At 72.9% G+C, this 26,469-nt stretch carries 31 protein-coding genes; 18 read left to right on the top strand and 13 right to left on the bottom strand.

Annotated elements, in window-relative coordinates:
* Positions 1-31: 31 nt before the first annotated feature.
* Complete coding sequence (locus KUM03_RS19670) at positions 32-886, bottom strand: hypothetical protein (RefSeq protein WP_217250555.1); 855 nt, start codon at positions 884-886, stop codon at positions 32-34.
* A gap of 271 nt (positions 887-1,157) precedes the next feature.
* Here KUM03_RS19670 and fabG point away from each other — a divergent pair, with 271 nt between their 5' ends.
* The 5 genes from fabG to KUM03_RS19645 all read left to right on the top strand — a co-directional run bounded on the left by fabG (position 1,158) and on the right by KUM03_RS19645 (position 5,960).
* Positions 1,158-1,919 (top strand): 3-oxoacyl-ACP reductase FabG, encoded by a 762-nt coding sequence (gene fabG / locus KUM03_RS19665; RefSeq protein WP_217250554.1) that lies wholly within the window; start codon positions 1,158-1,160, stop codon positions 1,917-1,919.
* A 43-nt stretch (positions 1,920-1,962) separates the two neighbouring features.
* Positions 1,963-2,724 carry an SDR family oxidoreductase gene (locus tag KUM03_RS19660; protein WP_073731427.1) on the top strand — a complete coding sequence of 254 codons (762 nt, stop codon included), beginning with the start codon at positions 1,963-1,965 and terminating at the stop codon, positions 2,722-2,724.
* Between the two features lie 208 nt (positions 2,725-2,932).
* Positions 2,933-4,519 carry an ABC transporter substrate-binding protein gene (locus KUM03_RS19655; RefSeq protein ID WP_217250553.1) on the top strand — a complete coding sequence of 529 codons (1,587 nt, stop codon included), beginning with the start codon at positions 2,933-2,935 and terminating at the stop codon, positions 4,517-4,519.
* A gap of 93 nt (positions 4,520-4,612) precedes the next feature.
* A complete protein-coding gene (gene ung / locus KUM03_RS19650; protein WP_217250552.1) occupies positions 4,613-5,296 on the top strand; it encodes a uracil-DNA glycosylase in 684 nt (227 codons plus the stop codon).
* A gap of 88 nt (positions 5,297-5,384) precedes the next feature.
* Positions 5,385-5,960 carry a hypothetical protein gene (locus KUM03_RS19645; RefSeq protein WP_217250551.1) on the top strand — a complete coding sequence of 192 codons (576 nt, stop codon included), beginning with the start codon at positions 5,385-5,387 and terminating at the stop codon, positions 5,958-5,960.
* A gap of 31 nt (positions 5,961-5,991) precedes the next feature.
* Here KUM03_RS19645 and KUM03_RS19640 read toward each other — a convergent pair whose 3' ends face one another.
* The 3 genes from KUM03_RS19640 to KUM03_RS19630 all read right to left on the bottom strand — a co-directional run bounded on the left by KUM03_RS19640 (position 5,992) and on the right by KUM03_RS19630 (position 7,768).
* Positions 5,992-6,492: a hypothetical protein gene (locus tag KUM03_RS19640; protein WP_308406358.1), complete on the bottom strand. Its 501-nt coding sequence runs from the start codon at positions 6,490-6,492 to the stop codon at positions 5,992-5,994.
* 112 nt (positions 6,493-6,604) lie between these two features.
* Entirely contained in the window at positions 6,605-7,117 is a 513-nt protein-coding gene (locus KUM03_RS19635; protein WP_217250550.1) for a DinB family protein, read from the bottom strand.
* A gap of 42 nt (positions 7,118-7,159) precedes the next feature.
* A complete protein-coding gene (locus tag KUM03_RS19630; protein WP_217250549.1) occupies positions 7,160-7,768 on the bottom strand; it encodes a TetR/AcrR family transcriptional regulator in 609 nt (202 codons plus the stop codon).
* A 100-nt stretch (positions 7,769-7,868) separates the two neighbouring features.
* Between KUM03_RS19630 and KUM03_RS19625 the strand changes: the two genes are divergently transcribed.
* Positions 7,869-9,050 carry an FAD-dependent monooxygenase gene (locus KUM03_RS19625; protein ID WP_217250548.1) on the top strand — a complete coding sequence of 394 codons (1,182 nt, stop codon included), beginning with the start codon at positions 7,869-7,871 and terminating at the stop codon, positions 9,048-9,050.
* A gap of 13 nt (positions 9,051-9,063) precedes the next feature.
* Positions 9,064-9,969, top strand: a complete 906-nt coding sequence (locus KUM03_RS19620; protein ID WP_217250547.1) for a Gfo/Idh/MocA family protein — start codon at positions 9,064-9,066, stop codon at positions 9,967-9,969.
* On the opposite strand, the gene lnt is transcribed toward KUM03_RS19620, so the two are convergent.
* Positions 9,893-11,467 (bottom strand): apolipoprotein N-acyltransferase, encoded by a 1,575-nt coding sequence (gene lnt / locus KUM03_RS19615; protein ID WP_217250546.1) that lies wholly within the window; start codon positions 11,465-11,467, stop codon positions 9,893-9,895. The genes KUM03_RS19620 and lnt overlap by 77 nt on opposite strands.
* Before the next feature lie 175 nt (positions 11,468-11,642).
* Here lnt and KUM03_RS19610 point away from each other — a divergent pair, with 175 nt between their 5' ends.
* On the top strand, positions 11,643-12,383 hold the full coding sequence (locus KUM03_RS19610) for an SDR family oxidoreductase (protein ID WP_217250545.1): 741 nt from the start codon (positions 11,643-11,645) through the stop codon (positions 12,381-12,383).
* Positions 12,384-12,400: 17 nt separating this feature from the next.
* On the opposite strand, the gene KUM03_RS19605 is transcribed toward KUM03_RS19610, so the two are convergent.
* The 3 genes from KUM03_RS19605 to KUM03_RS19595 all read right to left on the bottom strand — a co-directional run bounded on the left by KUM03_RS19605 (position 12,401) and on the right by KUM03_RS19595 (position 14,449).
* Positions 12,401-12,580 (bottom strand): hypothetical protein, encoded by a 180-nt coding sequence (locus KUM03_RS19605; RefSeq protein WP_073731417.1) that lies wholly within the window; start codon positions 12,578-12,580, stop codon positions 12,401-12,403.
* Positions 12,581-12,642: 62 nt separating this feature from the next.
* Positions 12,643-13,518 (bottom strand): undecaprenyl-diphosphate phosphatase, encoded by an 876-nt coding sequence (locus KUM03_RS19600; RefSeq protein ID WP_217250544.1) that lies wholly within the window; start codon positions 13,516-13,518, stop codon positions 12,643-12,645.
* A gap of 151 nt (positions 13,519-13,669) precedes the next feature.
* Positions 13,670-14,449 (bottom strand): TVP38/TMEM64 family protein, encoded by a 780-nt coding sequence (locus KUM03_RS19595; RefSeq protein ID WP_217250543.1) that lies wholly within the window; start codon positions 14,447-14,449, stop codon positions 13,670-13,672.
* A gap of 49 nt (positions 14,450-14,498) precedes the next feature.
* Between KUM03_RS19595 and KUM03_RS19590 the strand changes: the two genes are divergently transcribed.
* The 3 genes from KUM03_RS19590 to KUM03_RS19580 all read left to right on the top strand — a co-directional run bounded on the left by KUM03_RS19590 (position 14,499) and on the right by KUM03_RS19580 (position 17,542).
* Positions 14,499-15,221: a DNA alkylation repair protein gene (locus KUM03_RS19590; RefSeq protein WP_254399501.1), complete on the top strand. Its 723-nt coding sequence runs from the start codon at positions 14,499-14,501 to the stop codon at positions 15,219-15,221.
* Between the two features lie 277 nt (positions 15,222-15,498).
* Positions 15,499-16,668, top strand: a complete 1,170-nt coding sequence (gene tuf / locus KUM03_RS19585; RefSeq protein WP_217250541.1) for an elongation factor Tu — start codon at positions 15,499-15,501, stop codon at positions 16,666-16,668.
* Between the two features lie 28 nt (positions 16,669-16,696).
* Positions 16,697-17,542, top strand: coding sequence for a spermidine synthase (locus tag KUM03_RS19580; protein ID WP_217250540.1), 846 nt, complete (start codon positions 16,697-16,699; stop codon positions 17,540-17,542).
* Between the two features lie 11 nt (positions 17,543-17,553).
* On the opposite strand, the gene KUM03_RS19575 is transcribed toward KUM03_RS19580, so the two are convergent.
* Both KUM03_RS19575 and KUM03_RS19570 read right to left on the bottom strand, forming a co-directional pair.
* Positions 17,554-18,606, bottom strand: a complete 1,053-nt coding sequence (locus KUM03_RS19575; RefSeq protein WP_217250539.1) for a hypothetical protein — start codon at positions 18,604-18,606, stop codon at positions 17,554-17,556.
* A 37-nt stretch (positions 18,607-18,643) separates the two neighbouring features.
* On the bottom strand, positions 18,644-19,603 hold the full coding sequence (locus KUM03_RS19570) for a hypothetical protein (RefSeq protein WP_217250538.1): 960 nt from the start codon (positions 19,601-19,603) through the stop codon (positions 18,644-18,646).
* An 86-nt stretch (positions 19,604-19,689) separates the two neighbouring features.
* Here KUM03_RS19570 and KUM03_RS19565 point away from each other — a divergent pair, with 86 nt between their 5' ends.
* Together KUM03_RS19565 and KUM03_RS19560 are read left to right on the top strand one after the other, a co-directional pair.
* Positions 19,690-20,127 (top strand): DUF4442 domain-containing protein, encoded by a 438-nt coding sequence (locus KUM03_RS19565; protein WP_217250614.1) that lies wholly within the window; start codon positions 19,690-19,692, stop codon positions 20,125-20,127.
* 108 nt (positions 20,128-20,235) lie between these two features.
* Complete coding sequence (locus KUM03_RS19560) at positions 20,236-20,859, top strand: DedA family protein (RefSeq protein WP_217250613.1); 624 nt, start codon at positions 20,236-20,238, stop codon at positions 20,857-20,859.
* A gap of 68 nt (positions 20,860-20,927) precedes the next feature.
* On the opposite strand, the gene KUM03_RS19555 is transcribed toward KUM03_RS19560, so the two are convergent.
* Positions 20,928-21,458 carry a gamma carbonic anhydrase family protein gene (locus KUM03_RS19555; protein WP_217250537.1) on the bottom strand — a complete coding sequence of 177 codons (531 nt, stop codon included), beginning with the start codon at positions 21,456-21,458 and terminating at the stop codon, positions 20,928-20,930.
* Between the two features lie 119 nt (positions 21,459-21,577).
* Here KUM03_RS19555 and KUM03_RS19550 point away from each other — a divergent pair, with 119 nt between their 5' ends.
* From KUM03_RS19550 to KUM03_RS19540, 3 genes are all read left to right on the top strand, one after another.
* Positions 21,578-22,381, top strand: coding sequence for an acyltransferase (locus KUM03_RS19550; protein WP_217250536.1), 804 nt, complete (start codon positions 21,578-21,580; stop codon positions 22,379-22,381).
* Between the two features lie 110 nt (positions 22,382-22,491).
* Positions 22,492-23,064, top strand: coding sequence for a helix-turn-helix domain-containing protein (locus KUM03_RS19545; protein WP_217250535.1), 573 nt, complete (start codon positions 22,492-22,494; stop codon positions 23,062-23,064).
* Positions 23,065-23,107: 43 nt separating this feature from the next.
* A complete protein-coding gene (locus tag KUM03_RS19540) occupies positions 23,108-23,665 on the top strand; it encodes a YbaK/EbsC family protein (RefSeq protein ID WP_217250534.1) in 558 nt (185 codons plus the stop codon).
* A 3-nt stretch (positions 23,666-23,668) separates the two neighbouring features.
* Here the strand turns inward: KUM03_RS19540 and KUM03_RS19535 are convergent, their stop codons facing one another.
* Positions 23,669-24,724 (bottom strand): cation diffusion facilitator family transporter, encoded by a 1,056-nt coding sequence (locus KUM03_RS19535; RefSeq protein WP_217250533.1) that lies wholly within the window; start codon positions 24,722-24,724, stop codon positions 23,669-23,671.
* Between the two features lie 68 nt (positions 24,725-24,792).
* Here KUM03_RS19535 and KUM03_RS19530 point away from each other — a divergent pair, with 68 nt between their 5' ends.
* Positions 24,793-25,152: a metalloregulator ArsR/SmtB family transcription factor gene (locus KUM03_RS19530; RefSeq protein WP_217250532.1), complete on the top strand. Its 360-nt coding sequence runs from the start codon at positions 24,793-24,795 to the stop codon at positions 25,150-25,152.
* Between the two features lie 40 nt (positions 25,153-25,192).
* Here KUM03_RS19530 and KUM03_RS19525 read toward each other — a convergent pair whose 3' ends face one another.
* Positions 25,193-25,600, bottom strand: a complete 408-nt coding sequence (locus KUM03_RS19525) for a CoA-binding protein (RefSeq protein ID WP_217250531.1) — start codon at positions 25,598-25,600, stop codon at positions 25,193-25,195.
* A gap of 149 nt (positions 25,601-25,749) precedes the next feature.
* Here KUM03_RS19525 and KUM03_RS19520 point away from each other — a divergent pair, with 149 nt between their 5' ends.
* Positions 25,750-26,460, top strand: a complete 711-nt coding sequence (locus KUM03_RS19520) for a hypothetical protein (protein ID WP_217250530.1) — start codon at positions 25,750-25,752, stop codon at positions 26,458-26,460.
* Positions 26,461-26,469: the final 9 nt, after the last annotated feature.

The raw sequence follows: 26,469 nt of genomic DNA, 5'->3' as shown, positions 1-26,469 counted from the left end.
CGGCGGGGTAGGCGGCCCGCCCGCCCCGGGGTCAGACGCGACGGCGGCGCCTGATGACGAAGGCGGCGGCGATCGCGACGCTCGCCACGCCGGTCAGGCCGATGCCGATGTCCCTGCCGCTCGGGCCCGTGCCCGAGGCCCCGCCCAGTCCGCCCTGGGTGCCGAGCGTCGGCGTGACCGCTGGCGAGGTCGCGGGACCCGGCACGGCCGTGGTCGGTGCGGACGTGGCGACCGGGGCCGGGGTGGTGGGGGTGGGACGCGGCTTGGAGGTCGCGGAGATCGTCGGGGGCGCGTCCCGACGCGGCAGCGCCCCACCGGCCGCGCCGCCGTCCGCCTCCCGGGCGGCGTCGAACCCGGCCTGGTCGATCCGTCCCTGGTCGATCCGGCCCTGGCCGATCCCGGTCTGGTCGTTGCCCACTTGGCCGAACCCGACCTGTTCGATGCCCATGTGACCGGTGCCGGCCTGGTCGGTCCCGCCCTCTTCGGGGCGGTCCTGGCCGAATCCGCCCTCACCGCTCCCGCCCTGGTCCGGGCGGTACTCCTCCAATCCGGTCTCGTCGGGGCGATACTCCTCGAGCCCGCCCTCGCCGGGCCGGCCCGTGTCGGCTCCGGCTTCGCCGGTCCCTCCGTCGCTCGGCGGTCCGTCGCCGAGTGCGTCGGGCGAGAGCGCGTCGGGCGAGAGCGCGTCGGGCGAGAGCGCGTCGGGCGAGAGTGCGTCGGGCGACCACGGGTCGGTGCCGCCCGGGTCGCTGTCGGAGACGGTCTGGACCGCCTTCTGGTGGGTGAGGGTCCAGGAATCCGGGTCCTGGGCGTGTGCGGGGTCGGCCAGCGGCACGATCGCGGCGATCGCGACGGCTATGCCTGCGGCACCGGTACGACGGCGCATGGACGCCTCCTTTCCGGCCACGAATGGCTCCGCTCCGACGCTAGGCGCGCGGCGACGCGGCGGCCCGCAGCGCTGGGCCGATCGGGCGAGCACGGCGCTGGTCCCGGCTCTCGGCCGCCGGGGAATGGATCACACCGCGCCGGTGTCCCGTTGACACCGGGTGCCAGGGCTTCTAGCGTCACGTCTGCGGAAGGTACTAAGCGGTCGCTCACCCAAGGTGGGACCGTGGAATCCCGCACGGGCCGCATCCCCAGGACGAGGAGAAGCAGCAATGTCCACCACTGAGCAGCGGGTCGCCGTCGTCACCGGAGCCGCGCGCGGCATCGGTGCCGCCACGGCCGTACGACTGGCCGCCGAAGGCCGCGCCGTCGCCGTCATCGACCTCGACGAGGCCGCCTGCAAGGACACCGTCGAGAAGATCACCGCGGCCGGCGGCAAGGCTGTCGCGGTCGGCTGCGACGTCTCCGACGAGGCGCAGGTCGAGGCGGCCGTCGCCCGGATCGCCGAGGAACTGGGCGCGCCGACCATCCTCGTCAACAACGCGGGCGTGCTGCGCGACAACCTGCTGTTCAAGATGAGCGTCTCCGACTGGGACACCGTCATGAACGTGCACCTGCGCGGTGCCTTCCTGATGTCGAAGGCGTGCCAGAAGCACATGGTGGACGCCGGCTTCGGCCGCATCGTCAACCTGTCCTCGTCCTCCGCGCTCGGCAACCGCGGCCAGGTCAACTACTCCGCCGCCAAGGCCGGTCTGCAGGGCTTCACCAAGACCCTGGCCAAGGAGCTCGGCAAGTTCGGCGTCACCGCCAACGCCGTCGCCCCCGGCTTCATCGCCACCGAGATGACCAAGGCCACCGCCGACCGCGTCGGCATGGGCTTCGACGACTTCAAGGCCGCCGCCGCCACCCAGATCCCGGTCGCCCGCGTCGGCGAGCCCGACGACATCGCCAACGCCATCGCCTTCTTCACCGGCGAGGCGGCCGGATTCGTCTCCGGCCAGGTGCTGTACGTCGCCGGCGGACCGCTCGACTAGGGCACGCGGAGACCAGGGAACACCGGGATTAGGGACCACTGACATGACTGAACTCCCCGCCCTCTCCGGGAAGGTCGCGCTCGTCACCGGCGCCAGCCGAGGCATCGGCTACGGCGTCGCCGAGGCGCTCGTCGCACGTGGCGACCGCGTCTGCATCACCGGCCGCAACGAGGACACGCTGAAGGAGGCCGTCGACAAGCTCGGCGCCGACCGGGTCATCGGCGTCGCCGGCAAGGCGCACGACGAGGCCCACCAGGCCGTCGCCGTCGAGCGCACGATGGAGGCCTTCGGCCGCGTCGACTTCCTGGTCAACAACGCCGGCACCAACCCGGTCTTCGGGCCGATCGCCGACCTCGACCTGAACGTCGCGCGCAAGGTCTTCGAGACCAACGTGATCTCGGCGCTCGGCTTCGCGCAGCGCACCTGGCACGCCTGGCAGAAGGACAACGGCGGCGCGATCGTCAACATCGCCTCCGTCGCGGGCCTGTCGCCCTCGCCCTTCATCGCCGCCTACGGCGTCAGCAAGGCCGCGCTGATCAACCTCACGGCACAGCTGGCGCACGAGTTCGCGCCGGGGGTGCGGGTCAACGCGATCGCCCCGGCGGTCGTGAAGACCAAGTTCGCCGCCGCCCTGTACGAGGGCCGCGAGGAGGAGGCCGCGGCGGGCTACCCGCTGGGCAGGCTCGGCGTGCCGTCCGACATCGGCGGCGCCGCCGCTTTCCTCACCTCGGAGCAGTCCGCCTGGGTCACCGGTCAGACGCTCGTGGTCGACGGCGGGATCTTCCTCAACGCCGGCGTGGCCTGATCTCGCCTCTCTCCCGCTCGCCGGGACACACCCGGACACGGGCGCCGTCGACGACGACGGCGCCCGTGTCCGCCTTTCGAGACCGCGGGGCGATGACAACGTAGTCATCGCCAAATGATCAAAACCCCTGTTCAGAAGGGGGTTCAGGTGGCGTGGGGCTGCGGTATGGTCTGCCGACCCTTGGCACGGCGGATCGAGGAGCGTGCACGTGTTCAACCGGAACCGAGGCCTGCGGCGGATCGCGGCCATCGTGTCCATATCGACGCTGGTCACCGGGTGCGGCATCCTGTCGTCCGACAGTTCGCAGGACGAGGGGCCGATCGTGGTGGGCACGACCAGCGCCCCCAGCACCCTCGACCCGGCCGCCTCCTGGGACGGCTCCTGGGAGCTGTTCCGCAACGTCTACCAGACGCTCCTCAGCTACCCCAACGGTGCGACCGCGCCCGAGCCCGACGCCGCCGAGAACTGCGCGTTCACCGACTCCACCAACCAGGTGTACCGCTGCGAGCTGCGCGAGGGCCTCACCTTCTCCAACGGGGAGCCGCTGGACGCCCAGGCGGTCAAGCACTCGATCGACCGGATCAAGGACATCAACGTCAACGGCGGCCCCGCGGGACTGCTGGGCACCCTCGAGAGGGTCCAGGCGCCGAGCGAGCGGGAGGTGGTCTTCCACCTCGACAAGCCCGACGCCACCTTCCCCTTCGTGCTCGCCACACCCGCCATGTCGATCGTCGAACCGGGCAGCTACCCGGCGGGCGCCCTGCGCGAGGACGGCGAGATCGTCGGCTCGGGCCCGTACACGCTCCAGTCGTACGAGGAGGGGGAGCGGGCCGAACTCGTCCGCAACGACCGCTACAAGGGCTTCGCCGAGCGCCACAACGACGCGGTCACCATCCGCTACTTCAAGGACTCCGCCGGCATGGTGAAGGCCCTGCGCGACGGGGACATCCACGTCACCTACCGCGGTCTCGCGGCCGACGACATCATCACGCTGCAGGGCAGGACCAGCAAGGACGAGGACCTCCAGCTGGTCGAGGGCAGCGGCACGGAGATCCGCTACCTCGTCTTCAACCCCGAGGACCCGTGGGCGGGCCGCAAGGAAGTGCGCCAGGCCGTCGCCCAGGTGATCGACCGGAACGCGATCGCCCACAAGATCTACCAGGACACCGTCGACCCGCTGTACTCGATGGTCCCCAAGGGCCTGACCGGTCACACCACGGGCTTCTTCGACGACTACGGCGACCCCAGCGTCGACAAGGCCCGCGAGATCCTCACCGACGCCGGCATCACCGAGCCCGTCCCGCTCACCCTCTGGTACACGAGCGACCGCTACGGCTCCGAGACGGCGCTGGAGTTCAAGGAGATCAAGCGCCAGCTCGACGCCTCGGGTCTGTTCGACATCACGCTGAAGAGCCGCCCCTGGAAGACGTACGTCACCGGCTACCAGAAGGGCGAGTACCCGGTGTTCGGACGCGGCTGGTCGCCCGACTTCCCGGACGCGGAGAACTTCATCGCGCCCTTCGTCGGTGAGCAGAACGCGCTCGGTACTCCCTATCTGGCACCGGAGATCACCGGCGAGCTGCTGCCGCGCTCACGCCAGAAGAGCGACCGGGCCAACGTGGAGAAGGACTTCGAGCGCGCGCAGCAGATCCTCGTGGACGACGTGCGGCTGCTGCCGCTGTGGCAGGGCAAGCAGTACGTGGCCACCAGCACCGACATCTCGGGTGCGGAGCGGGCCATGGACCCGTCGACGATCATGATGATGTGGCAGCTGTACCGCAAGACCAGCTGGTAGGCGCTGCCGTCTCCCGGTGGGTGCGTCCGTTGTCAGTGGTCGCCGGTAGGTTCTTCAGGACTGGAAGCGACCGCACAGCGTAAGGAAGTTGACGTGACCGACATCGCCATGCTGCCCGAGTCCTGGCGCGAGGTGCTGGGCGGCGAACTGCAGGAGCCCTACTTCAAGGAGCTGATGGAGTTCGTCGAGGAGGAGCGGGCGAACGGCCCCGTCTACCCGCCGCGCGAGGAGGTCTTCGCCGCGCTGGAGGCCACGCCGTACGACCGGGCGAAGGTGCTGGTCCTCGGGCAGGACCCGTACCACGGCGAGGGCCAGGGCCACGGGCTGTGCTTCTCGGTCCGGCCGGGCGTGAAGGTCCCGCCGTCCCTGCGCAACATCTACAAGGAGATGCACGCGGAGCTGGACACCCCGATCCCGGACAACGGCTACCTGATGCCGTGGGCGGAGCAGGGCGTCCTGCTGCTCAACGCGGTGCTCACGGTCCGGGCCGGCGAGGCTAACTCGCACAAGGCCCGCGGCTGGGAGCTGTTCACCGACGCGGTGATCCGCGCGGTGGCGAACCGGCCCGACCCGGCGGTGTTCGTCCTGTGGGGCAACTACGCGCAGAAGAAGCTGCCGCTGATCGACGAGACGCGGCACGCGGTGGTCAAGGGCGCCCACCCCTCGCCGCTGTCGGCGAAGAAGTTCTTCGGCTCCCGCCCGTTCACGCAGATCAACGAGGCGGTCGCGGCGCAGGGCCACGAGGCGATCGACTGGACCGTCCCGAACCTGGGCTGACCCGCGCGTTACGGGCCGCCTGACCGGGATTACCGGTATGTGCCGTTAGCGTCGTCGGGGACAGCCGACGACGGGCACGGAGGACGCGGTGGCCAAGGGACAGGAGCAGGCAGCGCCGGACGCCGTCCTGACGCGGATCGGGCAGGTCGCCATGCTGCACCACGCGGGTGACCGCGAGGAGGCCCGGCTCCGGTTCCTGAACCTGTGGGCGGAGATCGGCGAGCACGGCGACCCGCTGCACCGCTGCACCCTCGCCCACTACCTGGCCGACACCCAGGACGACCCGGGTGACGAACTGGCCTGGGACCTGCGGGCCCTGTCGGCCGCCGAGGAACTGGCGGACGGCGGGTGGGCCGACGGAGCCGGGGACGGGGGCGAGGGCGGCCGGCTCGCCGCGCGGGCCCTCTACCCCTCGCTGCATCTGAACCTGGCCGCCGACTACGACCGCCTCGGCCACCGCGAGGCCGCCCGTCTGCACCTGCGGCGCGCCCGCACGGCCGCCGGCGCACTGGCCTTCGACCGTTACGGCGAAGGTGTGCGCGCGGCGATCGACCGGCTGGCCCGTCGCCTGGCCGACGCCGGGCCGACGGGCGAGGCCGGGCCGCCCACGGACGGGCCCGAGCGCCCCGACGGGTGGTGGGGGCCGCCGCGGCAGCGGCCGTAGCCCGGCCGCTGCCGCAGGGCTCGCCCCGGACTCAACGGCCGTACGTCCGGTCGCAGATGACTGCCTCGGGACTGCCGGGACGCCAGCCGCCGTATTTCTTGCCCAGGGAGCAGATGTCCGCGTTCTTGCCGGTGTCGCCGTCGGGCGACCGCGGGACGTCGGGGACCACAGCACGGGGACGCTCGGGCGCGCGGGTCCGCTCCGGCGGCGCGGGGCGGGCCGGGGGCGGCTGTTGTTCCGGGCGGGCCCGGGCGGCCGGCGGCTCGTGTTCCGGCGGGTCCGCCGGGGATGTCGTGCGGCGCGGCTCGTCGGGCGCGTGGTCCGGGGCCCGGGAGGGGCCGATCATCTCCAGTGCCTCGCGGGCGGGCGCCTGCACGACCCGTGGTTCGGCCGGACCGTCCGGACGCGGCGCGGACGAGCGGGCGCCGGGTGCCGACGGGTCGGCCGCGGTCGGGCCCTGGACCGTCGTACAGCCGGTCAGGGCCGCGGCCACGGTCACCAGGAGAGCTGCGGTGGTCGTCGTTCGATGCACCCGCGCCACTCTGGCGGGTCGGGCCCCTGCCGCGACGGCGGACAGGCGGAGGTTGCCCCGCACGGGTGATCTCCGGCCCCGTACGGAGGGCCGTGCGCCGCCCGGGGTGACGTCAGTCGCCCGTGACGCCGTCGACGCGTTCGCGGAGCAGGTCGGCGTGCCCGTTGTGGCGCGCGTACTCCTCGATCATGTGGGTGTGGATCCAGCGCAGGGTGTAGCGCTCACCGGTGCGCCGGTGCTTGCCCCGGGTAGCCGCGTCGAGGGGAACGCCGGCCGCGTTGCGCCGGGCCGCCTCGATCTCGGCCTGCCAGGTGGCGTGGACCTCCGCGTAGGTGTCCGACTCGGTCGCACGGAAGTCGCCGTCCGGGTCCTCGTCCGTGTAGTAGATCGGGTCGGCGTCCTCGTCCGCCAGTACCCTGCGGTACCAGCTCCGCTCCACCTCGGCCATGTGCCGCACCAGGCCCATCAGCGACAACGTGGAGGGCGCGACGGCGGCGCTCCTCAGCTGGGCGTCGGTCAGACCCTCGCACTTCCACGCGAGGGTCTGCCGGTGGTACTCCAGCCAGCCCTCCAGCATGGCGCGTTCGTCGAGGTCGGGAACGGGTTCGCGGCGTTCGGTCGTCATGACAGGCATCCTCGCCCACGCGATCTCGCCCCACCAGGGGTTTCAGTCCTTGATCATGCCGCCCAGCAGCTCGCGCAGGCCCGTCCGCACCTCCGCCAGCTCCGGAACCTCGGCGTGGAAGGACCCGGCCACGCAGCTGAACATCAGTCCGTCCGCCCAGGCGACCAGCGACAGCACGTGCCGGGAGGGGTGGGCCGAGCCCATGGCGGTGACGAGCGCGCCCAGTTGGTCCCGGAAGCGGGCGCCCGCCGCGTCGAAGTGGGCCCGCAGTTCCGGGCGGCGCGTGGCTTCCAGGGCCAGTTCGTAGCGGGCCAGGGTCAGTTCGCGGTTCCGGGTCAGCGCCCGGTGCGTGGCCAGCGCCAGCGCGTCCACCAGGGCGTCGAGACCGGCCCGCGGGTCCGGCATCTCGTGCAGCGCCAGCACCCGCGCCTCCCGGTCGGCCAGGCGGCGCACCGCCAGCTCCAGGAGCGCCTGCCGGGTCCGCGCGACGTTGGAGGTGGAGCCCTGGGGGAGCGCGGCCGCCTCGTCGACCGCGCGGTGCGTGAGTCCGCGCATGCCGCGCTCGGCGAGCAGGGCGAGAGCGGTGTCGGCGACGAGGTCGGCGCGGGAGGCGCCCGTGCTGGGCGCGGGGGATGCGGTGCGTGCGGGCATGAAGGTCAACCTACCTTCCTCACTACGGCTGTAGTACAGTCGAGTCGAGGGCTTCACTACATCTGTAGTGAACGTGGTGGGCCGGAGAAGGGACAGAGTCATGTCAGGCACGAAACGGGCGGTCGTGATCGGTGGCGGAATCGGCGGTCTGACCGCGGCCGCGGCCCTGCACCGGCGTGGTCTGCGCGTCACCGTCCTGGAGCGGGCCGCCTCGCTCCAGCCGATCGGCGCGGCGATCTCCCTGTCGCCCAACGCGCTGCGCGCCCTGGACGTCATCGGCCTCGGGGACGAGATCCGCGACCTCGCCGCCTGGCAGGGCGACGGGGGACTGCGCACACCGGGCGGACGCTGGCTCTCCCGCTCGAACGCCGAGGCCGCCGCGGCACGGTTCGGCGGTCCGCTGGTGCTGCTGCACCGGGCCACGCTCATCGACCGCCTGGCCGCTCTGCTGCCGGCGGACGCCGTCCGCATCGCCGCCGACACGCGGCTCGCCGACCCCGGCGACCGCGACCGGCCGGCACGCGTGCGCACCCCGGACGGCGAGCTGGAGGCCGACCTGGTCGTCGCGGCCGACGGCATCCACTCCGGCGTACGCGGCACGCTGTTCCCGCGCCACCCGGGGCCCGTCTACTCAGGTTTCACCACCTGGCGGGTGGTGATCCCGGTCCCGGGCGCCGACTTCGCCTCGCACGAGACGTGGGGCCGGGGCCGCATCTGGGGCACGCATCCGCTCAAGGACGGCCGGGTCTACGCCTACGCCGCCGCCCTCGCCCCGGCGGGCGGGCACGCGTCCGACGAGAGGGCCGAGCTGCTGCACCGGTACGGCGACTGGCACGACCCCGTCCCCGCCGTCCTCGCCGCCGCCCGCCCCGAGGACGTCCTGCGCCACGACGTGCACCACATCGCCGAGCCGCTGCCCGCCTACCACCGGGGCAGGGTCGCCCTCGTCGGCGACGCCGCGCACGCCATGCCACCGACCCTCGGCCAGGGCGGCAACCAGGCGATCGAGGACGCGATCGTCCTCGCCCACCACTGCGACGACCTGGCCGTTTACACGGCCGCGCGCCTGCCCCGCACCACCGCCGTCGCCCGCCAGGCCGTGAGGGTCGCCCGCCTCAACCTGATGACCGGCCGCGCCGGGACCGCCGTACGCGACACCGCGATCGCCGCGCTCTCCAAGGCCGGACCCGCCCTCTTCCTGCGGAGCTTCGACGGCATCGCCGACTGGCGGCCCCCGCAGTCCCCGTATGCTTCCCGGCAGACCCAGGCAGGCGAGCGTTAGAGGAGCACACCCCGTGAAGGTCGGCGTCATCGGACTCGGCGACATCGCGCAGAAGGCCTACCTGCCGGTGCTCGCCGTGCTGCCGGGGGTGGAACTGCACCTGCAGACCCGCACCCCCGCCACGCTCACCCGGGTCGGCGAGAAGCTGCGCCTCCCGTCGGAGCGGCTCCACGCGGACCTCGACGCACTCCTGGCCGCCGGCCTCGACGCGGCCTTCGTGCACGCGCCGACCGCCGTCCACCCCGAGATCGTGACCCGACTGCTCGAAGCCGGCGTCCCGACCTACGTCGACAAGCCGCTCGCCTACGAACTCGCCGACTCCGAACGCCTGGTGACCCTCGCCGAGGAGCGCGGCACCAGCCTCGCCGTCGGCTTCAACCGGCGCCACGCCCCCGGCTACGCGCAGTGCGCCGAGCACCCGCGCGAGTTGATCCTCATGCAGAAGAACCGCACGGGCCTGCCCGAGGACCCCCGCACGATGATCCTCGACGACTTCATCCACGTCGTCGACACGCTCCGCTTCCTGGTGCCGGGCCCGGTCGACGACGTCACCGTGCGCGCCCGCGTCCAGGACGGCCTGCTCCACCACGTCGTCCTCCAGCTCGCCGGCGACGGCTTCACCGCCCTCGGCGTCATGAACCGGCTCAGCGGCTCGGCGGAGGAGATCCTCGAGGTCTCCGGCCAGGACACCAAACGCCAGGTGGTCAACCTCGCCGAGGTGATCGACCACAAGGGCCAGCCGACCGTGCGGCGGCGCGGCGACTGGGTCCCCGTGGCCCGGCAGCGCGGCATCGAGCAGGCGGTGCTGGTCTTCCTGGACGCGGTGCGCGCCGGCAAGGTGCTCAGTGCCCGGGACGCGCTGGAGACCCATGAGCTGTGTGAGCGGGTGGTACGCGCGGTGCACGAGCGTTCCGCCTGAGCCGCACCGCCCGTACGCCCTCGCCGACGCCCCAGGCCGCGAGGATCAGCAGCGACGCGTGCAGCGTCCAGTCGCCGAAGCGGACGTACGGCGTCGTCCCGTGCGTCACCGGGACCTCGTACACCCGCGACTCGCTCGCGTCCGTACCCAGCCACGAACCGATCCGCGCGCCGTTCGCGTCGTAGACGGCCGAGACGCCGGTCAGCGTGGAGTGCACCATCGGCCGGCCGGTCTCGGCGGCGCGCAGCGCGGCGAGCGAGGCGTGCTGCTCCGGCGCCCAGGTGTGCTGGAAGGTCGACGTCGACGACTGGGCGAGCAGCACCTCGGCGCCGTCGGCGGCGAGCCGTCGGCTCATGTCGGGGAACGCGCTCTCGAAGCACACCATCGGCCCGACCCGCAGCCCGTCCCCGACGTCCATCACCACCTGCTCACTGCCCCGCCGGCGGTCCTCGCCCGCCGCCTCGCCCACCGACGTGGCCCAGCCCAGCAGGGAGCGCGCCGGAATGTACTCCCCGAAGGGGACGAGCCGCATCTTGTCGTACCGGTCGCCGGTCGGACCGTCGGCGCCGACGAGCACCGAGCTCTTGTAGATGCCCGGCTTGTCCGAGCGCCGCGCGTCCACGTTGACCAGGATGTCCGCGCCGGTCTCCCGCGACAGCGCCGCGAGCCGCCGGGACAGGTCGGGCCGGTCGTCCAGGTCGAAGCCGACGCTGCTCTCGCCCCAGACGATCAGGTCGAGGTCCCGGCCGGCGAGCCCGCGGGTCAGCTCCTCCTCGCGGTCGAAACGCCGGTCGGCGCTGTCCGCCCCGGCGACGACGCCCGGCTGCACCACCCCGATCGCCACCCGCTCACCGCCTTCGGGGCGCGGGGACCAGACCCAGGCGGCGGAGGTCGCGGCGGCGGTGGCCAGGAGCCCCGCGAGGGCGGGCACCCGGGCCCGGCGGACGGCGACGAGGACCGCCACGGCGACGTTGACGGCCACCACCAGGAAGCTCAGCAGCCACACCCCGCCCACCGAGGCGAGGCGCAGCGCCGGCGCCACCTGCCACTGACTCGCGCCGAGCACGCCCCAGGGGCCGCCGAGCCCTTCCCAGGAGCGGACGAGTTCCACCGCCAGCCAGCCCGACGGCAGCACCAGGAGCGCCGCCGCCACCCGGCCGGCCGAGGGCGCCCCGCCCAGCATCCGGCGCACCAGCCAGCCCCAGGGCGCCCACAGCGCGCCGAGCAGCGCCGCGACCACGAACGTGAACACGTGCAGGTTGGGCAGCAGCCAGTGGTGCATGGCCAGCATGAACCCGAAGCCGCCGCACCACCCGTCGTACACGGCGCGCTTCCCGCCCGGCGCGCTGCGGGCCAGCAGCAGCCAGGGCACCAGGGCGATCCAGGCCCACCACCACAGGGCCGGGCCCGGAAAGGCGAGCACGGGCAGCGCGCCGGCGAGTACGGCGGTGGCCGAGCGGCGCCACGGGGAGGCGAGCCAGTGACCGAGGATCTTCATGGGCGCCTCCCTACCCCGTGGTCCCTTCAGTGTGCGCTCTCGACGAGGGCGGATTCAGTTGATCACATCGGATGTCCGCGCCCCGTGAAGCGCGACCTCGCCCTAGGATGATCGATGATCGATCAAAGACTCCCGGGTTCTTCGGACTCCCGGCCCTCGCTCACCGGAGGTACTCATGGCACGTCCCATCACGGTGGTCACCGGTGGCAGCCGGGGCATCGGTGCCGCCACCTGCCTGCGGCTCGCGGCCGACGGACACGATGTCGTCGTGGGCTACATGCGGGACGCCTCGGCCGCCGAGGCGGTCGTGGCCGGGGTGCGCGAGGCGGGTGGCCGCGGCCTCGCGGTGCGGGCGGACACCTCGGCCGAGTCCGACGTCGAGCGGCTCTTCGAAGTGGCGGAGGAGCGGCTCGGCCCGGTGACGGGCCTGGTGAACAACGCGGCGGTGACCGGACCGCTCGGCCGGCTCGCCGACAGCGACACCGCGACCCTGCGCCGGGTCCTCGACGTCAACCTGCTGGGCGTACTGCTGTGCTCCCGCCGCGCCGCGCAGCTGATGACGGCGCGGGGCGGCGGCGCGATCGTGAACGTGTCGTCGGGCGCCGCGACCATCGGCAGCCCGGGGGAGTACGTCCACTACGCGGCCAGCAAGGCGGGCGTCGACGCCCTCACCCTGGGCCTGGCCAAGGAACTCGGCCCGGACGGAATCCGCGTCAACGCCGTCGCGCCGGGGGTCGTCGACACCGAGATGCACGCGGCCATGGGTGAACCGGAGCGCGCCCGGCGGATGGGCGCGGCCGTCCCGATGGGCCGCCCCGGCCGGGCGGAGGAGATCGCCGCGGCGATCTCCTGGCTGATGTCGCCGGACGCCTCGTACACGACGGGGGCGGTGCTGCGGGTGGCCGGCGGACGCTGACGTCCGGCCCGGGCCGCTCAGGCCGCCTCGATGACCTCGCCGCGGATCGCGGTGGCCCATTCGACCACCAGCAGCTCGTACTCCACGCGCTCCTGCGCCGACAGGGTCCCGCCCGCTCGCCGCCACAGGGCACGGATCTGGTCGTTCAGCTCCGCCGCGGACCGCACGGAACCAGGAGTCACGGAATCGGGGGACATGCGGACAAGCCTAGGGGCACGCACTGACAGTGCGCTACCGGACGGCTACACAAGCGGTCCGGTCAGTGGGCCGACTCCGCGGCGTGCGGGCTCAGGACACCCGCGAAGACCAGGACGATGATGACGATGCCGAGCGCGATCCGGTACCAGACGAACGGCATGAAGCTCTTGGTGGAAATAAAGCGCATGAACCACGCGATCACCGCGTACCCGACGGCGAAGGCGATGACCGTCGCGAAGAGCGTCGGGCCCCAGGAGATGTGGTCGCTCTCCATCGCGTCGGTGAGCTCGAACAAGCCGGACGCCAGCACCGCCGGGACGGCGAGCAGGAACGAGTACCGGGCCGCGGCCTCGCGCCGGTAGCCCATGAAGAGGCCGCCGCTGATGGTCGCCCCGGAGCGGGAGACGCCGGGGACAAGGGCCGCGGCCTGGCAGAGGCCGTAGATCAGACCGTCCCGGACACTCAGGTCCGTCAGTTCCTTGCGCTGCTGCGGCGCGCGGTGCCGGCCGCCCTTCTCGTCCCGCGCGGCCATCCGGTCCGCGATGCCGATGATCACGCCGACGACGATCAGCATGGTCGCGGTGATCCGCAGGTCGCGGAACGGACCCTCGATCTGGTCCTTCAGCGTCAGCCCCAGCACACCGATCGGGATCGAGCCGACGATCACCAGCCAGCCCATGCGGGCGTCGGGGTCGTGGCGCATCTCCTTGTTCGTCAGCGACCGCGTCCAGGCGGAGAGGATCCGCCCGATGTCCTTGCGGAAGTAGATGAGGACGGCGACCTCGGTGCCGATCTGCGTGATCGCGGTGAAGGCCGCGCCCGGGTCGTGCCAGCCGGCGAACGCCGCGGTCAGCCGCAGGTGCGCGCTGGAGGACACGGGAAGGAACTCGGTCAGCCCCTGGACGAGTCCGAGGATGAGTGATTCAAACCAAGACATGAAGTTACGGAGTCCAAGTGCCGATCGAAAACGGGCATGGACACACCGAACCGCCGTGCGGTGATCAGGATCAGGCGTGCCGAGGGGCAGCGTAGCGCCCCAAAGTGAAGATCAGCCCACAGGGAGTTGAAGGGCCTCCGGGAGCCTCCCGTCAGTGCCCCCGCAGCCGGTGCCGCTTGCGCCAGGCCACCACCGCGCCGGCCAGCCCCGGCAGCGCGATGCAGGCCAGCGCGATCAGGAAGGCCGGCGAGGTCGGTGTCGAGGCACGGGCGCCGGCCACGGCGTAGGCGGCGGTGTTGGGGATCGAGCCGAGCCCCGTCGCCAGCAGGAAGGGCAGCAGCCCCATGCGGGAGACGGCCGCGCAGTAGTTGACGGCGGCGAAGGGCACCCCCGGGAACAGCCGTGCCGCCAGCACCGAGCGGAAACCGTGCCCGCTCAGCTGCCCGTCCGCGGCCTTCAGCCACTTGCCCCGCAGCAGCGGGCGCAGCGCCTCCTGGCCCAGCATCCGGCCCAGGCAGAAGGCGATGCCCGCGCCGAGTACCGTCCCCGCCAGCGCCGAGGCGAGGCCGAGCTGGGAGCCGAACAGGGCGCCGGCGGCCAGGTTCAGCAGCGGACGCGGTACGAACGCGACGGTGCACAGCCCGTACGCCACCGCGTACGCGACCGCCGCCGCGAGTCCGCCGAGCTGCGGGGGCCAGCCGTCGGTCAGCAACTGCTGCGGCTGGAACAGCAGGACCGCCGTGGCGGCGGAGGCCAGCAGCAGGACGAGCAGGGAGAGCCGGGACCACGGGGAGAGCAGGACTCTCGTCACGCGGGCGGCGAAACCGGCCGGTGGGACCGGCCCGGCGGCCGTGGCGACGGCGAGCTCTGTCGCGGCGGTCCGGGGAGAGACCGTGGCGGTGCCCCCAGAGCGGGTGGTGGCATCGAACATCCGGTGACACTAACCGACAAATGTGTGTGATCGCCGTATGGTGCGTCTCATGAGCGTCACAGCCAAGGAAATTCGGGACGTGCCGCGCAGCCCCTACGCGGACACCGTAATGGAGCGGCTCACCGCCGTGTACGGCGCCGCGGCCGAACCGGAACGGGCCGCCGGCATGCGGGCGTACATGAAGGACGTCGCTCCCTTCCTGGGTCTGACCTCGCCCGTTCGCCGCGCCCTGACCCGCACCGTTCTGGAGGGAGCACCCCGTCCCGCTCAGGCGGACCTCATCGCCGTGGCGCTCCGCTGCTGGCGGTTGCCCGAGCGCGAGTACCAGTACTTCGCCGTCGACCTCCTGCGCCGTCATGTGACGCATTGCTCTTCCGGATTGCTGCCCGTGGTGCGGCAGCTGCTCACCACGGTGCCGTGGTGGGACACCGTCGACCTGCTCGCGGCGCACGTGGTCGGCGGGCTGGTCGCGGCCGACCGCGGCCTGACCGCCGACATGGACGCCTGGAGCGCGGACGACGACATGTGGCTGGTCCGCACGGCGCTGCTCCACCAGCTGCGGTACAAGGAACGCACCGACACCGACCGGCTCTTCGGCTACTGCCTGCGCCAGCGCGGCCACGGCGACTTCTTCGTCCGCAAGGCCATCGGCTGGAGCCTGCGCGAGTACGCCAAGACCGACCCGGACGCCGTACGTGCCTTCGTGGCCGAACACGCATCGAGCCTCGCGCCGCTGTCCGTGCGGGAGGCGCTGCGGAACATCGGTCCGTAGCGGACGGGGGCGGCCCGCTCCGGACCTTCGTGCCGTCAAAAACCATTCGACCCCGGGCAGCGCGTCGGCGATGATCGGCGTCATGTTCCGGCACGCCTTCCACCTCGCAGCATCCGCGGTCGCGGATGCCCCGAAGGCTGCCGTCATCCTCTTCCCGGCAGCCGTCGACGGCGCCCGAAGCTGACCCTCCCCGGATCGTCCGGCGGACCCCGCAGGGGGAGGGTCGGCCAGTCCCCCCTGGGGTCCCACCACCGCCACGAGGCTTCGAGGAACCGCCATGTCCAAGACGGCGTACGTCCGCACCAAACCGCACCTCAACATCGGCACCATGGGCCACGTCGACCACGGCAAGACCACCCTGACCGCCGCCATCACCAAGGTCCTCGCCGAGCGCGGCGCCGGCACGTTCGTGCCCTTCGACCGCATCGACCGCGCCCCCGAGGAGGCGGCGCGCGGCATCACCATCAACATCGCGCACGTCGAGTACGAGACCGACACCCGGCACTACGCGCACGTCGACATGCCCGGTCACGCCGACTACGTCAAGAACATGGTCACCGGCGCCGCCCAGCTCGACGGGGCGATCCTGGTCGTCTCCGCGCTGGACGGGATCATGCCGCAGACCGCCGAACACGTCCTGCTGGCCCGGCAGGTGGGCGTCGACCACATCGTCGTCGCCCTCAACAAGGCCGACGCGGGCGACGAGGAACTCACCGACCTGGTGGAGCTGGAGGTCCGGGAGCTGCTCACCGCGCACGGTTACGGCGGGGACGCCGTGCCCGTCGTACGGGTCTCGGGGCTGAGGGCGCTGGAGGGCGACCCGCGGTGGACGGCCTCCGTGGAGGCGCTGCTCGACGCCGTGGACACGTACGTGCCCATGCCCGAGCGGTACCTGGACGCGCCGTTCCTGCTGTCGGTGGAGAACGTGCTCACCATCACCGGCCGCGGCACGGTCGTCACCGGAGCCGTCGAGCGCGGCACGGTCCACGTCGGCGACCGCGTCGAGGTGCTCGGCGCGTCCGTGGAGACGGTCGTCACCGGCCTGGAGACCTTCGGCAAGCCGATGGAGGAGGCCCAGGCCGGGGACAACGTGGCGCTGCTGCTGCGCGGCGTCGCCCGTGACACGGTGCGCCGGGGACACGTGGTCGCCGCGCCCGGCAGCGTCGTACCGGCACGGCGGTTCACGGCGCGGGTGTACGTGCTGTCCGCGCGCGAGGGCGGGCGCTCGACGCCCGTCGCCACGGGATACCGGCCGCAGTTCTACATCCGGACCGCCGACGTGGTCGGGGACGTCGACCTCGGTGAGGCGGCCGTCGCCCGGCCCGGGGACACGGTCACGATGACCGTGGAACTGGGGCGGGACGTGCCACTGGAGACCGGGCTCGGGTTCGCCGTCCGTGAGGGCGGGCGGACCGTGGGCGCGGGGACCGTGACGGCCGTCGGCTGAGACGGCCGTCGGTTGGCACAATGGGCAGGTGAACGAAGCCATACCCGTCACCCGTGTCACCGACCACGGCACCGCCAAGCTCATGCCCGACGTCGACCGGGAACGGGCCTGGCTGCTCACCGTCGACGGGGCTCCGCAGTCCTACGTCGACCTGGACGAGCCGGCGCACCTGGAGTTCGAGTACACGCGCCGGCTCGGCCACGTCCTGGACACGGTCGCCGAGCCGGCGCGCGCACTGGACGTGCTGCACCTGGGCGGTGGCGCGTTCACCCTGCCCCGGTACCTGGCCGCGACCCGGCCCGGTTCCCGGCAGGACGTCGTGGAGGCCGACCGGGGACTGCTGGACCTGGTCGCCGAGCACCTGCCCCTGCCGGACGGCACGGGCGTCACCGCCCACGGCGCCGATGCCCGCGCCTGGCTGGAAGCCGCCCCCGAGGACTCGGCCGACGTCCTGGTCGCCGACGTCTTCGGGGGCTCACGGGTGCCCGCGCACCTGACCTCCGTCGGCTACGCCCGTGCGGCGGCCCGCGTCCTGCGCGCCGACGGCGTGTACGTGGCCAACCTGGCCGACACGGCGCCGTTCGGTTTCCTGCGCTCCCAACTGGCGACGTTCGCCACGCTCTTCGCACAGCTCGCGATCATCGCCGAACCGGGTGTGCTGCGCGGACGCCGCTTCGGCAACATCGTCCTCGTCGCCGCGCACCGGCCCCTCGACACGGCGGCGCTGGCCAGGCGCACCGCCGCCGACGCCTTCCCGGCCAGGGTCGAGCACGGGCCCGCCCTGCGGGACTTCACCGGCGACGCGCGGCCGGTGCGGGAGGAGGACGCGGTGCCCTCGCCCGTGCCTCCCGCGGGGGCGTTCGGCATCGGCTGAGTACCGGGTTCCTACGACTCGGTCGGAGGCTCCTCGGTGAGGCGGACGGTGCTCAGGATCTTCTGGATCGTCGCCTCCGGCACCTCTTCCTTGACGCCCTTGGCGCCGTACAGGTTCCAGGTGACGAAGTCCCCGGCGCCGTTCTTGAAGGCGAAGGTGATCGCCTTGCCCTCGGAGTCGCACTTCCCCTTCTGGGGCGTGCCCTCGGAGTGCGCCGTGATGACGCTGCCCTCCAGGCCGGAGGTGGTCGTGTACGCCTTCGGCTTGCCGTACTTGACGCTCTTCTTGTCCGGCTGGGTGTAACCGCCGAAGATCCACCACGGCACCCGGGTCTCGGCCGCCATGTTCGTGTCCTTGGCGCCGTTCTCCCCGCGCGTACCGGCGGTGGCGAGGGCGGTGCTCTCCTTGCGGCCGTCCTTGTTCTCGTCCGTCGTGCACCACTCGGACTTGAGGTAGGCCGGGGCGGTGACCGTGGTCCGGTCGAGCTTGCCGTCCTCCTTCTCCCACTCGAAACCGACGCTGGTGTCGGTGCTGTCGAGCTCCCAGTCGGCGGGCACGTCGAACATGGTGCCGAAGCGCGGGTTGGCGACGACCTGCCAGCCCTCGACGGTCGGCTTCAGCTCGCCGCCGCCGCGCGGGTTGTCGTCGGAGCCGGACGCGCTGGGATCGGCGGTCGGGGACTGCGACTTCTCCGTGGAGGCGGTCGCGGTCGGCTTCTTGTCCTTGCCGTCGTCGGCCTGGTCGTCCTTGTCACCGCCCAGCACCAGGAACCCGGTGACCCCGGCGGCCACCACGACCGCGAGCGCCGCGACGATCGCGACCACCTTGGTCCGGTTGCCGCCACCGCCACCGCTGCCGCCGGTGGCCGCCATCGGAGTGGTGACGGGCTGCGGCGTGCTCCACTGCTGCTGCCCGTACGCGCCGGGCTGCTGCTGGTAGCCGGGCTGCTGGTAAGGATTGGGCTGCTGGTACCCCGGCTGCTGGTACGGGTTGCCCTGCGGATTGTTCGGTGGATTGTTCTGCGGGTTCTGCTCGCCCCCGGGCGGCTGCTGTCCTGGCCACATGAGCAGTCACCCTAATGCCGCCGAGGACACGATTCGGTCACTGCCCTTTGTCAGGGACGTACCGAACGGTGGCGAGGATCTTCCGGACGGTGCCGTCCGGCACCTCGTCGGCGACGTCCGCCGCACCGTAGAACGACCAGGAGACGAGGTCGCCGTCGCCGGTCTCGAAGGCGAACGTCGTCGCCTTGCCGTCCACGTCGCACTTGTCCCGCTTCTCGACCCCGGACGACCGGGAGGTGGCGACGCTGCCCGCGATGCCGGAGGACGTGGTGAAGGAGGTCACCGGTCCCGTCGTCACCTTGTCGTGCGCCGGCTGGGCGAAGGCCCCGTAGACCCAGGCCGCCGAGTCCTTCCGGGCGATCTCCTCGGTGCCGCGCGCCCCGTCGTTGCCCCGGGTGCCCGCACTGGCCAGGGGGACGTGGTCGACCCAGCCGTCCCGGTCGCTGTCCGCCGCGCACCACTTCTCCTCGAGGACGGCCGGGGCCCTCATGGCGACCAGGGGCTTGTCCTCGGGGTCGTCGTTCTCCGCCACGTAGGTGACCCAGGTGGGGGCCTTCGGTACCCAGGAGGCCGGCACGTCGAAGGCGATGCCAAGGTCGGGGTTGGTGACGACCCGCCAGCCCTCGACGGTCGCCCGCGGTCCGTCCGCACCGTTCGCCGGGCCACCGGCGGCCGACGCGGGCGCCGAGGAGGCGGTGGGGCCGGGCTCGGCCCGGTCGTCACCGCCGCCCAGCAGGACCGTCCCCGTGACGGCGGCGGCGGCCACGACGGCCGCGGCGGCCACGATCGCCACCACCTTCGTACGGCCGCCGCCCGGTCGCCGGCCGGGCGGCGGGGGGCCCGTGACCGCGGGGGCGTGCCAGGCGGCGGGCGGCTGCATGCCCGCGTACGGGGGCTGCCCGGCGTACGGCTGGTGCTGCTGGTGGCCAGGTTGCTGGTACGGGTTGGGCTGCTGGGGGTGGGGTCCGCCGGCGGGCGGCTGCTCTCCTGGCCACATGGCCCGCAAGCATACGGCGATCATCACATGGTCCTGGCCCTCGGATGCTACTCGTGGGTAACCTGTCGTCCATGAGCGCAGACCAGATGTCGATAGGCGAGTTGCTCGCCGCCACGGTGCCGATGGTCAGGACCCTGAACCTGGAGTACCTGGAGACCACTCCGGAGAAGGCCGTACTGGCCCTCCCGGACCAGAGCGAGTACCGCAACCACGTCGGCGGACCGCACGCCGGAGCCATGTTCACGCTGGGCGAGTCGGCCAGCGGCGCGATCGTGCTGGCGGCCTTCGGCGACCAGCTCTCCCGGGCGGTGCCGCTGCCGGTCACCGCGGAGATCGCCTTCAAGAAGATCGCGCTCGGCCCGGTCACGGCCACGGCCACGCTCGGCCGCCCGATCGCCGAGGTCGTCGCGGAGCTGGACGCGGGCAGCCGCCCCGAATTCCCGGTCACCGTCGCCATCCAGCGCGAGGACGGCGCCGTGACCGGTGAGATGACCGTCACCTGGACCCTGCGCCCCAACGGCTGACACCCGCTGAACAGGTAGGCTTCCCGGGTCGCCTCGTCGAGGCGACCCGGGAAGCGGCCAGGCCCACCCGGACCCAGCAGCGGGGGCGCGAATTCGGAGGGTGTGGCGTTGCACGTCCAGGAGTGGCTCGACACGGTGCCCGCGGTGGCCGTCTACGCCGTGGTGGGACTCGTCATCGGACTGGAGAGCCTGGGCATCCCGTTGCCGGGCGAGATCATCCTGGTCTCGGCGGCCCTGCTGTCCTCCCAGCACGGCGGCATCGACCCGCTCGTCCTGGGCGCCTGCGCCAGCGCCGGCGCGGTGATCGGCGACTCCATCGGGTACGCCATCGGCCGCAAGGGCGGCCGGCCACTGCTGGCCCGGCTGGGGAGGAAATTCCCCAAGCACTTCAGCGAGGGGCACATCGCCACCGCCGAACGGTCCTTCCAGAAGTGGGGCATGTGGGCCGTGTTCTTCGGCCGCTTCGTCGCCCTGCTGCGCATCTTCGCGGGTCCGCTCGCCGGTGTGCTGCGGATGCCGTACTGGAAGTTCCTGGTCGCCAACGTCCTCGGCGGCATCGTCTGGGCGGGCGGCACCACCGCCGTCATCTACTACGTCGGCGTCGTCGCCGAGTCCTGGCTGAAGCGCTTCTCGTGGCTGGGTCTGGTACTGGCCGTGTGCATCGGCATCGCCTCGATGCTGGTCCTCAAGCGCAAGGCGGCCAAGGCCCAGCCACTGACCGCCGGGGACTGAGGCGCCCCGAAAGGGGCGCGGGGAACGGCGCGAGCAACCACGAACAACCCGCGGACGGCCTCTCGCCGTCACTCAGTAAACGCTTCCCGATGCTGCGAGGCCAGCGCCGCGTACATCGTGCCGTTCAGCGTGACCCCCTGACGCTCCTCCTCCGTCAGCTCCCGCTTCACCTTCGCCGGCACCCCCGCCACCAGCGATCCCGGCGGCACCTCCATGCCCTGCGGCACCAACGCCTGCGCGGCGACCAGCGACCCGGCGCCGATCACCGCGCCGTTGAGGACCGTGGCTCCCATGCCGATGAGGCAGTCGTCACCGACGACGGCTCCGTGCACCACGGCGTTGTGCCCGATGGAGACCCGCTCGCCGACCGTGACGGGGAAACCGGGGTCCGCGTGGAGCGTGCAGTTGTCCTGGACGTTGCTGTCCGCTCCGACGGTGATCCGCTCGACGTCGCCGCGCAGCACCGCCCCGTACCAGACGCTCGCCCCGGCGTGCAGCGTCACGTCGCCGACGACCGAGGACGTCGGTGCCACGAAGGCCTCCGCGTCCACCTTCGGTTCCTTGCCGCCGATGCCCGTGATCAGCGCCTGCTGCGTCATCTTCGCCTCCTGCTCGGGTGATGCCCCGGTCGATGTACGGCACCGTACGCCACCCGGTGGGGTGAAGATCACAGCCCTCCCGCGTCATGGCCGCAGGCCACGCGGACTACCGTGAGCGGGTGCCGAAGCGCAAGAACACGTTCTCCTCCTGGCGGACCCGCCTCGCGCAGCGGGCCGTCCACGCGGGCTGGGCCTGGGTGCAGCGCACCGGCTCCGTCACCGCCGCACACCCCGGACGCTTCCGCTTCGGCGCCCTCGGCACGGGTACCCGCCTCGCCTTCCCCCTCGGCACGGTCTTCGGCGAGCCCTGGATCCACGTCGGCGCCCACTGCATCATCGGCGAGCAGGTCACCCTCACCGCCGGGCTCATGCCCGACCTGGACCTCGGCCCCGAGCCGATCCTGCGCATCGGCGACGGAGTCGTCCTGGGCCGCGGCAGCCACGTCATCGCGGACACCACGGTCACCATCGGCAGCGACTGCTACTTCGGCCCGTACGTCTACGTCACCTCCACCAACCACTCCTACGACGACCCGCACCAGCCCATCGGCAAGCAGTGGCCCCGGATGGACCCGGTGGAGATCGGCCCCGGCTGCTGGATCGGCACCGGCGCGGTGATCCTGCCCGGCGCCCGCGTCGGCCGGAACGTGGTGGTGGCCGCCGGCGCGGTGGTCCGGGGCACGGTCCCCGACCACGCCGTGGTGGCGGGCGCCCCCGCACGGGTCGTACGGCGCTGGACGCCCGACGACGGCTGGCAGCCGCCCCTGCGGACGCCGGCCCCCGTGCCGATACCCGACGGGATCACGCCCGGACAGCTCCGGGCGCTGTCGGAGCTGGACGACGAGGCGGTGGCCCGGCTCGCCGAGTTGGACGACCGGCCGGCGACGGCGGGGAAACTGGCGGAACCGGCGGGCGAGAGCTGAGCGTTCGGGCGCCCCGCAGTACAGTTCGGTGAACGTTCGGGTGCGGCCGACGGCCGTCCGGGGCACTGCACCGCGTCGCCCGGAACAGTGAACCAACGCATGGACGGAATGTGGCGGACCTCGACCTGCTGACCCAGTCCCTGGCGCGCAACGTCAGGCGCTGGCGCGCCGAGCGCGGCTTCACCCTGGAGACGCTCGCCGCGCGGGCCGGTGTCAGCCGCGGCATGCTCATCCAGATCGAGCAGGCCCGCACCAACCCCAGCCTCGGCACGGTCGTGAAGATCGGCGACGCCCTCGGCGTCAGCATCACCACCCTCCTCGACTTCGAGCAGGGGCCCACGGTCCGCGTCGTCCCCGCCGAGCAGGCGGTACGGCTCTGGCACACCGACGCGGGCAGCTTCAGCCGGCTGCTCGCCGGAAGGGAAGCGCCCGGCCCGCTGGAGATGTGGGAGTGGCGGCTGATGCCGGGCGAGAGCAGCCCGTCCGACCCGCACCCCACCGGCACGGTCGAGCTGGTGCACGTCACCGCCGGGGACCTCACGCTCACCGTCGACGGCGTGGCGCACCGAGTCCCGGCGGGGGCGAGCGCCTCCTTCGAGTCCGACACCCCCCACACCTACGGCAACGAGGGCGACGCACCGATGGAGATGATCCTGGCGGTCTCGGTGCCGCCCGTCCGCTGAGACGGCCGTCCGCGCCGTCGCCCGCCGTTGCTAGCGTGCCGCCATGCACGCACCCATCGGCGACTTCGACAGCGCCAAGCCCGCCCCGGACGCCCTCGACGAACTGACCCGCCCGGTCGCCGACGCCGTACGCCACTGGCGCGGCAGCGTCCCCGCCGACCAGATCGTCTACGTCGACACCGAACCGGAGTGGGCCGACACCGCCACCTTCGTCGAGCACTACGGCCGTGAACTGCTCGAACAGTCCGCCAACTGCGTCGTGGTCACCGGCAAGCGGGGCGGCGGCACGACCCTCGCCGCCTGCGTGGTGCTCTCCACCACCCGGGTCGACGTCAACGGTGTCGTACGCCGTCACCTGGGCGCCCGAAAGGCCTCCTTCGCGTCCATGGACACGGCGACCGGCGAGACCGGCATGGAGTACGGCGGCATCACCCCGGTCGGCCTGCCCGGCGACTGGCCCGTGCTGGTGGACTCGGCCGTCGTCGACCTGCCGTACGTCCTCGTCGGCAGCGGACGCCGGCGCGGCAAGCTCCTGGTGCCGGGCAAGGCCTTCGCCGAGTTGCCGGGGGCCGTGGTACTCGAAGGGCTGGGCGTCGCCTGACGCTCACGCGGTGGCGTGGTGGGCCAGCGCGAGGTGCGGGTCCTGCTCGCCGGGCACCGGTGCCGGATCGGCGTGGACCAGGGCCGCGGTGAGGCGCGGCACGGCGTGCAGCAGGGCGTGCTCGGCCTCGACGGCGATGCGGTGGGCCTGGCGGACCGTCACCTCGCCGTCCACCACCAGGGCCACCTCGGCGCGCAGCCGGTGCCCGATCCAGCGCAGCCGCAGCTCACCCACCCCGCGCACGCCGGGGACCCCGCCCAGTACCCGCTCGGCACGGTCCACCAGCGCCGGATCGACGGCGTCCATCAGCCGCCGGAACACCTCGCGTGCCGCGTCCCGCAGCACCAGCGCGATCGCGGCCGTGATCGCCAGCCCCACGACCGGGTCGGCGAGCCGCCACCCCAGTGCCGCCCCGCCCGCGCTCAACAGCACGGCCAGTGAGGTGAAGCCGTCGGTACGGGCGTGCAGCCCGTCGGCGACCAGTGCGGCGGAGCCGATCTCCCGGCCCACGCGGATCCGGTACCGGGCCACCCACTCGTTGCCGGCGAAACCGGCCAGGGCGGCCACGGCCACCGCCGGGAGGTGCGCCACCGGGCGCGGATCGAGCAGCCGGTCCACCGCCGTCCACCCCGCGAGGACCGCGGACGCGGCGATAGTCAGCACGATGACGATGCCCGCCAGGTCCTCCGCGCGCCCGTAGCCGTACGTGAACCGCCGGGTGGCCGCGCGCCGTCCGAGCACGAAGGCGATGCCCAGCGGCACGGCCGTCAGCGCGTCCGCGGTGTTGTGCACCGTGTCGCCCAGCAACGCCACCGACCCGGAGACCGCCACCACGGCCGCTTGCGCCACCGCCGTCGCGCCGAGCACCGCCAGCGACACCCACAGCGCGCGCAGCCCGCGGGCCGAGGACTCGAGCGCAGGGTCCAGCTTGTCGGCGCTCTCGTGGGAGTGCGGGGTGAGGCGGTGCGCGAGGCGGCGCCACCGGCCGTGGACCCGCGTCTGCTCGTCGTGGCCGTGGCCGTGGCCGTGGCCGTGGTGGTGCCGGTGCGGGTCGCTCACGGGGTGCCCCTTCCGGTGTGCCGGTGCGGTGGGTGGACGCGGGGCGTCCACGACGCCATTATGTGCGTATGAGCGCACGCATGCACCTGTCACCTGCGGACGATGCGCACCCGCGCACACCGGGCGAGGAGCAGTTCGCGCTCGCCGCCGAGGTCCTCGCCCTGCTCGGGGACCGCACCCGCCTCACCCTGCTGCACGCCCTGATGGAGGGGGAGGCCGACGTCACCACCCTCACCGAGGTGTGCGGGGCGGCGCGGCCCGCGGTCAGTCAGCATCTGGCCCGGCTGCGGCTCGCGGGACTCGTGAGCACCCGCAAGGAGGGCCGCCGGGTCGTGTACGCCCTGCGCGACGGGCATCTGCGCCGCCTGGTCGACGAGGCGCTGAACGTGGCCGACCACCGACTCCGCGACCGGCCGCTGCACGACTGACCGGGCGCGAGCGGCCGGCGAGGTGAACGCGGCGCCGGGTTCAGCCGAGCCGCGGGATCTCGATCGCGGGGCAGCGGTCCATCACCATGTCCAGACCCGCGGCCCGGGTCCGCTCGTACGCGGCCTCGTCGATCACACCGAGCTGGAACCAGACGGCCGCGGCGCCCTTCGAGACCGCCTCGTCGGCGACCGCGCCGGCCAGCTCGCCGTTGACGAACACGTCCACGACGTCCACCTCGAAGGGGATGTCCGCGAGGGAGGCGTAACCCTGCTCCCCGTGCACCGTCTCCGCCTTGGGATGCACGGGTACGACGCGCTTGCCGAAGCGCTGGAGCACCTCGGCGACCCCGTACGCCGCGCGCTGCCGGTTGGACGACAGGCCGACCACGGCCCAGGTGTCGCCGAGCTCGGTGAGGATCTTGCGGACGGTTGCCTCGTCGCCGTACACCGGCGGCCTCCTTGGACTCCTGGACGACTCGCGTGTCGGGCCTTCCGGTGGGACAACGGACGGGCCATGCCCGGGATTCCCGGGCGACGGGGGAGGGTCGGCGAGCGCGCCCCGGTGCGGCGCGACCCCACCACGCCTACGCTCACCCCGTGCTGCGCATCATCGACGCCCGAACCGGACAGCCCGTCCCCGCCGCCCCCGCCCGCCGGGGCCCGACCCGCGTCCAGGTCCACGCGCCGGGCCCAGGGACGGCCGGCCTGCGTGTGCTGCTCGTCGCCGACCTGCTGATCCGCGCCCTGGAACTCGACGGCACGCCCGCGTGGGCGCTGCTGAGCGACGGGGAGGACAGGGGCCGGCTGCGCGAGGCGGCGGCCGCCCTCGGCATCCGCCCCTTCGAGGACGCCGGCGCCTTCGGCCCGGGCGCCGGCCAGACCGTGCACGTGGTGCGCGAGGGCGGCGCCGCCCCCGAGGGCACGACGGTCGCGGTGGCCGCCGCGGACCCGCCCGCACCCGACCTCTCCGACCCCGACGCCCTGCGTCTCGCCCTGCTGGCACGCAGCCACCACGCGCGCGTGAAGGTCGACGCGACCACGCTGGACGACGCCCGCGAAACCCTGGCCCGCCGGCGCCGCGCGGTCGCCGCCTGGGCACGGCAGCCGTCGCGCCCGGTGCCCGGCGAGGTGCGCGACCGGCTGCGGGCCGCCTGGGAGGACGACGTGGACGCGCCCGGGGTGCTGCGGGTACTGCGCCAGGTGGAGACGGACCCGGACCTGTCCGACGGAGCCCGGTTCGAGACCTACGCCTACGCCGACCGGTTCCTCGGCCTCCACCTCGCCCGGGACATCGGGGCCCCGCAGTGACCGCGGCGC

Origin of the sequence: Streptomyces sp. AC602_WCS936, from assembly GCF_019049125.1 — a bacterium.
Classification (GTDB): domain Bacteria; phylum Actinomycetota; class Actinomycetes; order Streptomycetales; family Streptomycetaceae; genus Streptomyces.
This window is presented reverse-complemented; position numbering and strand designations above follow the sequence as displayed.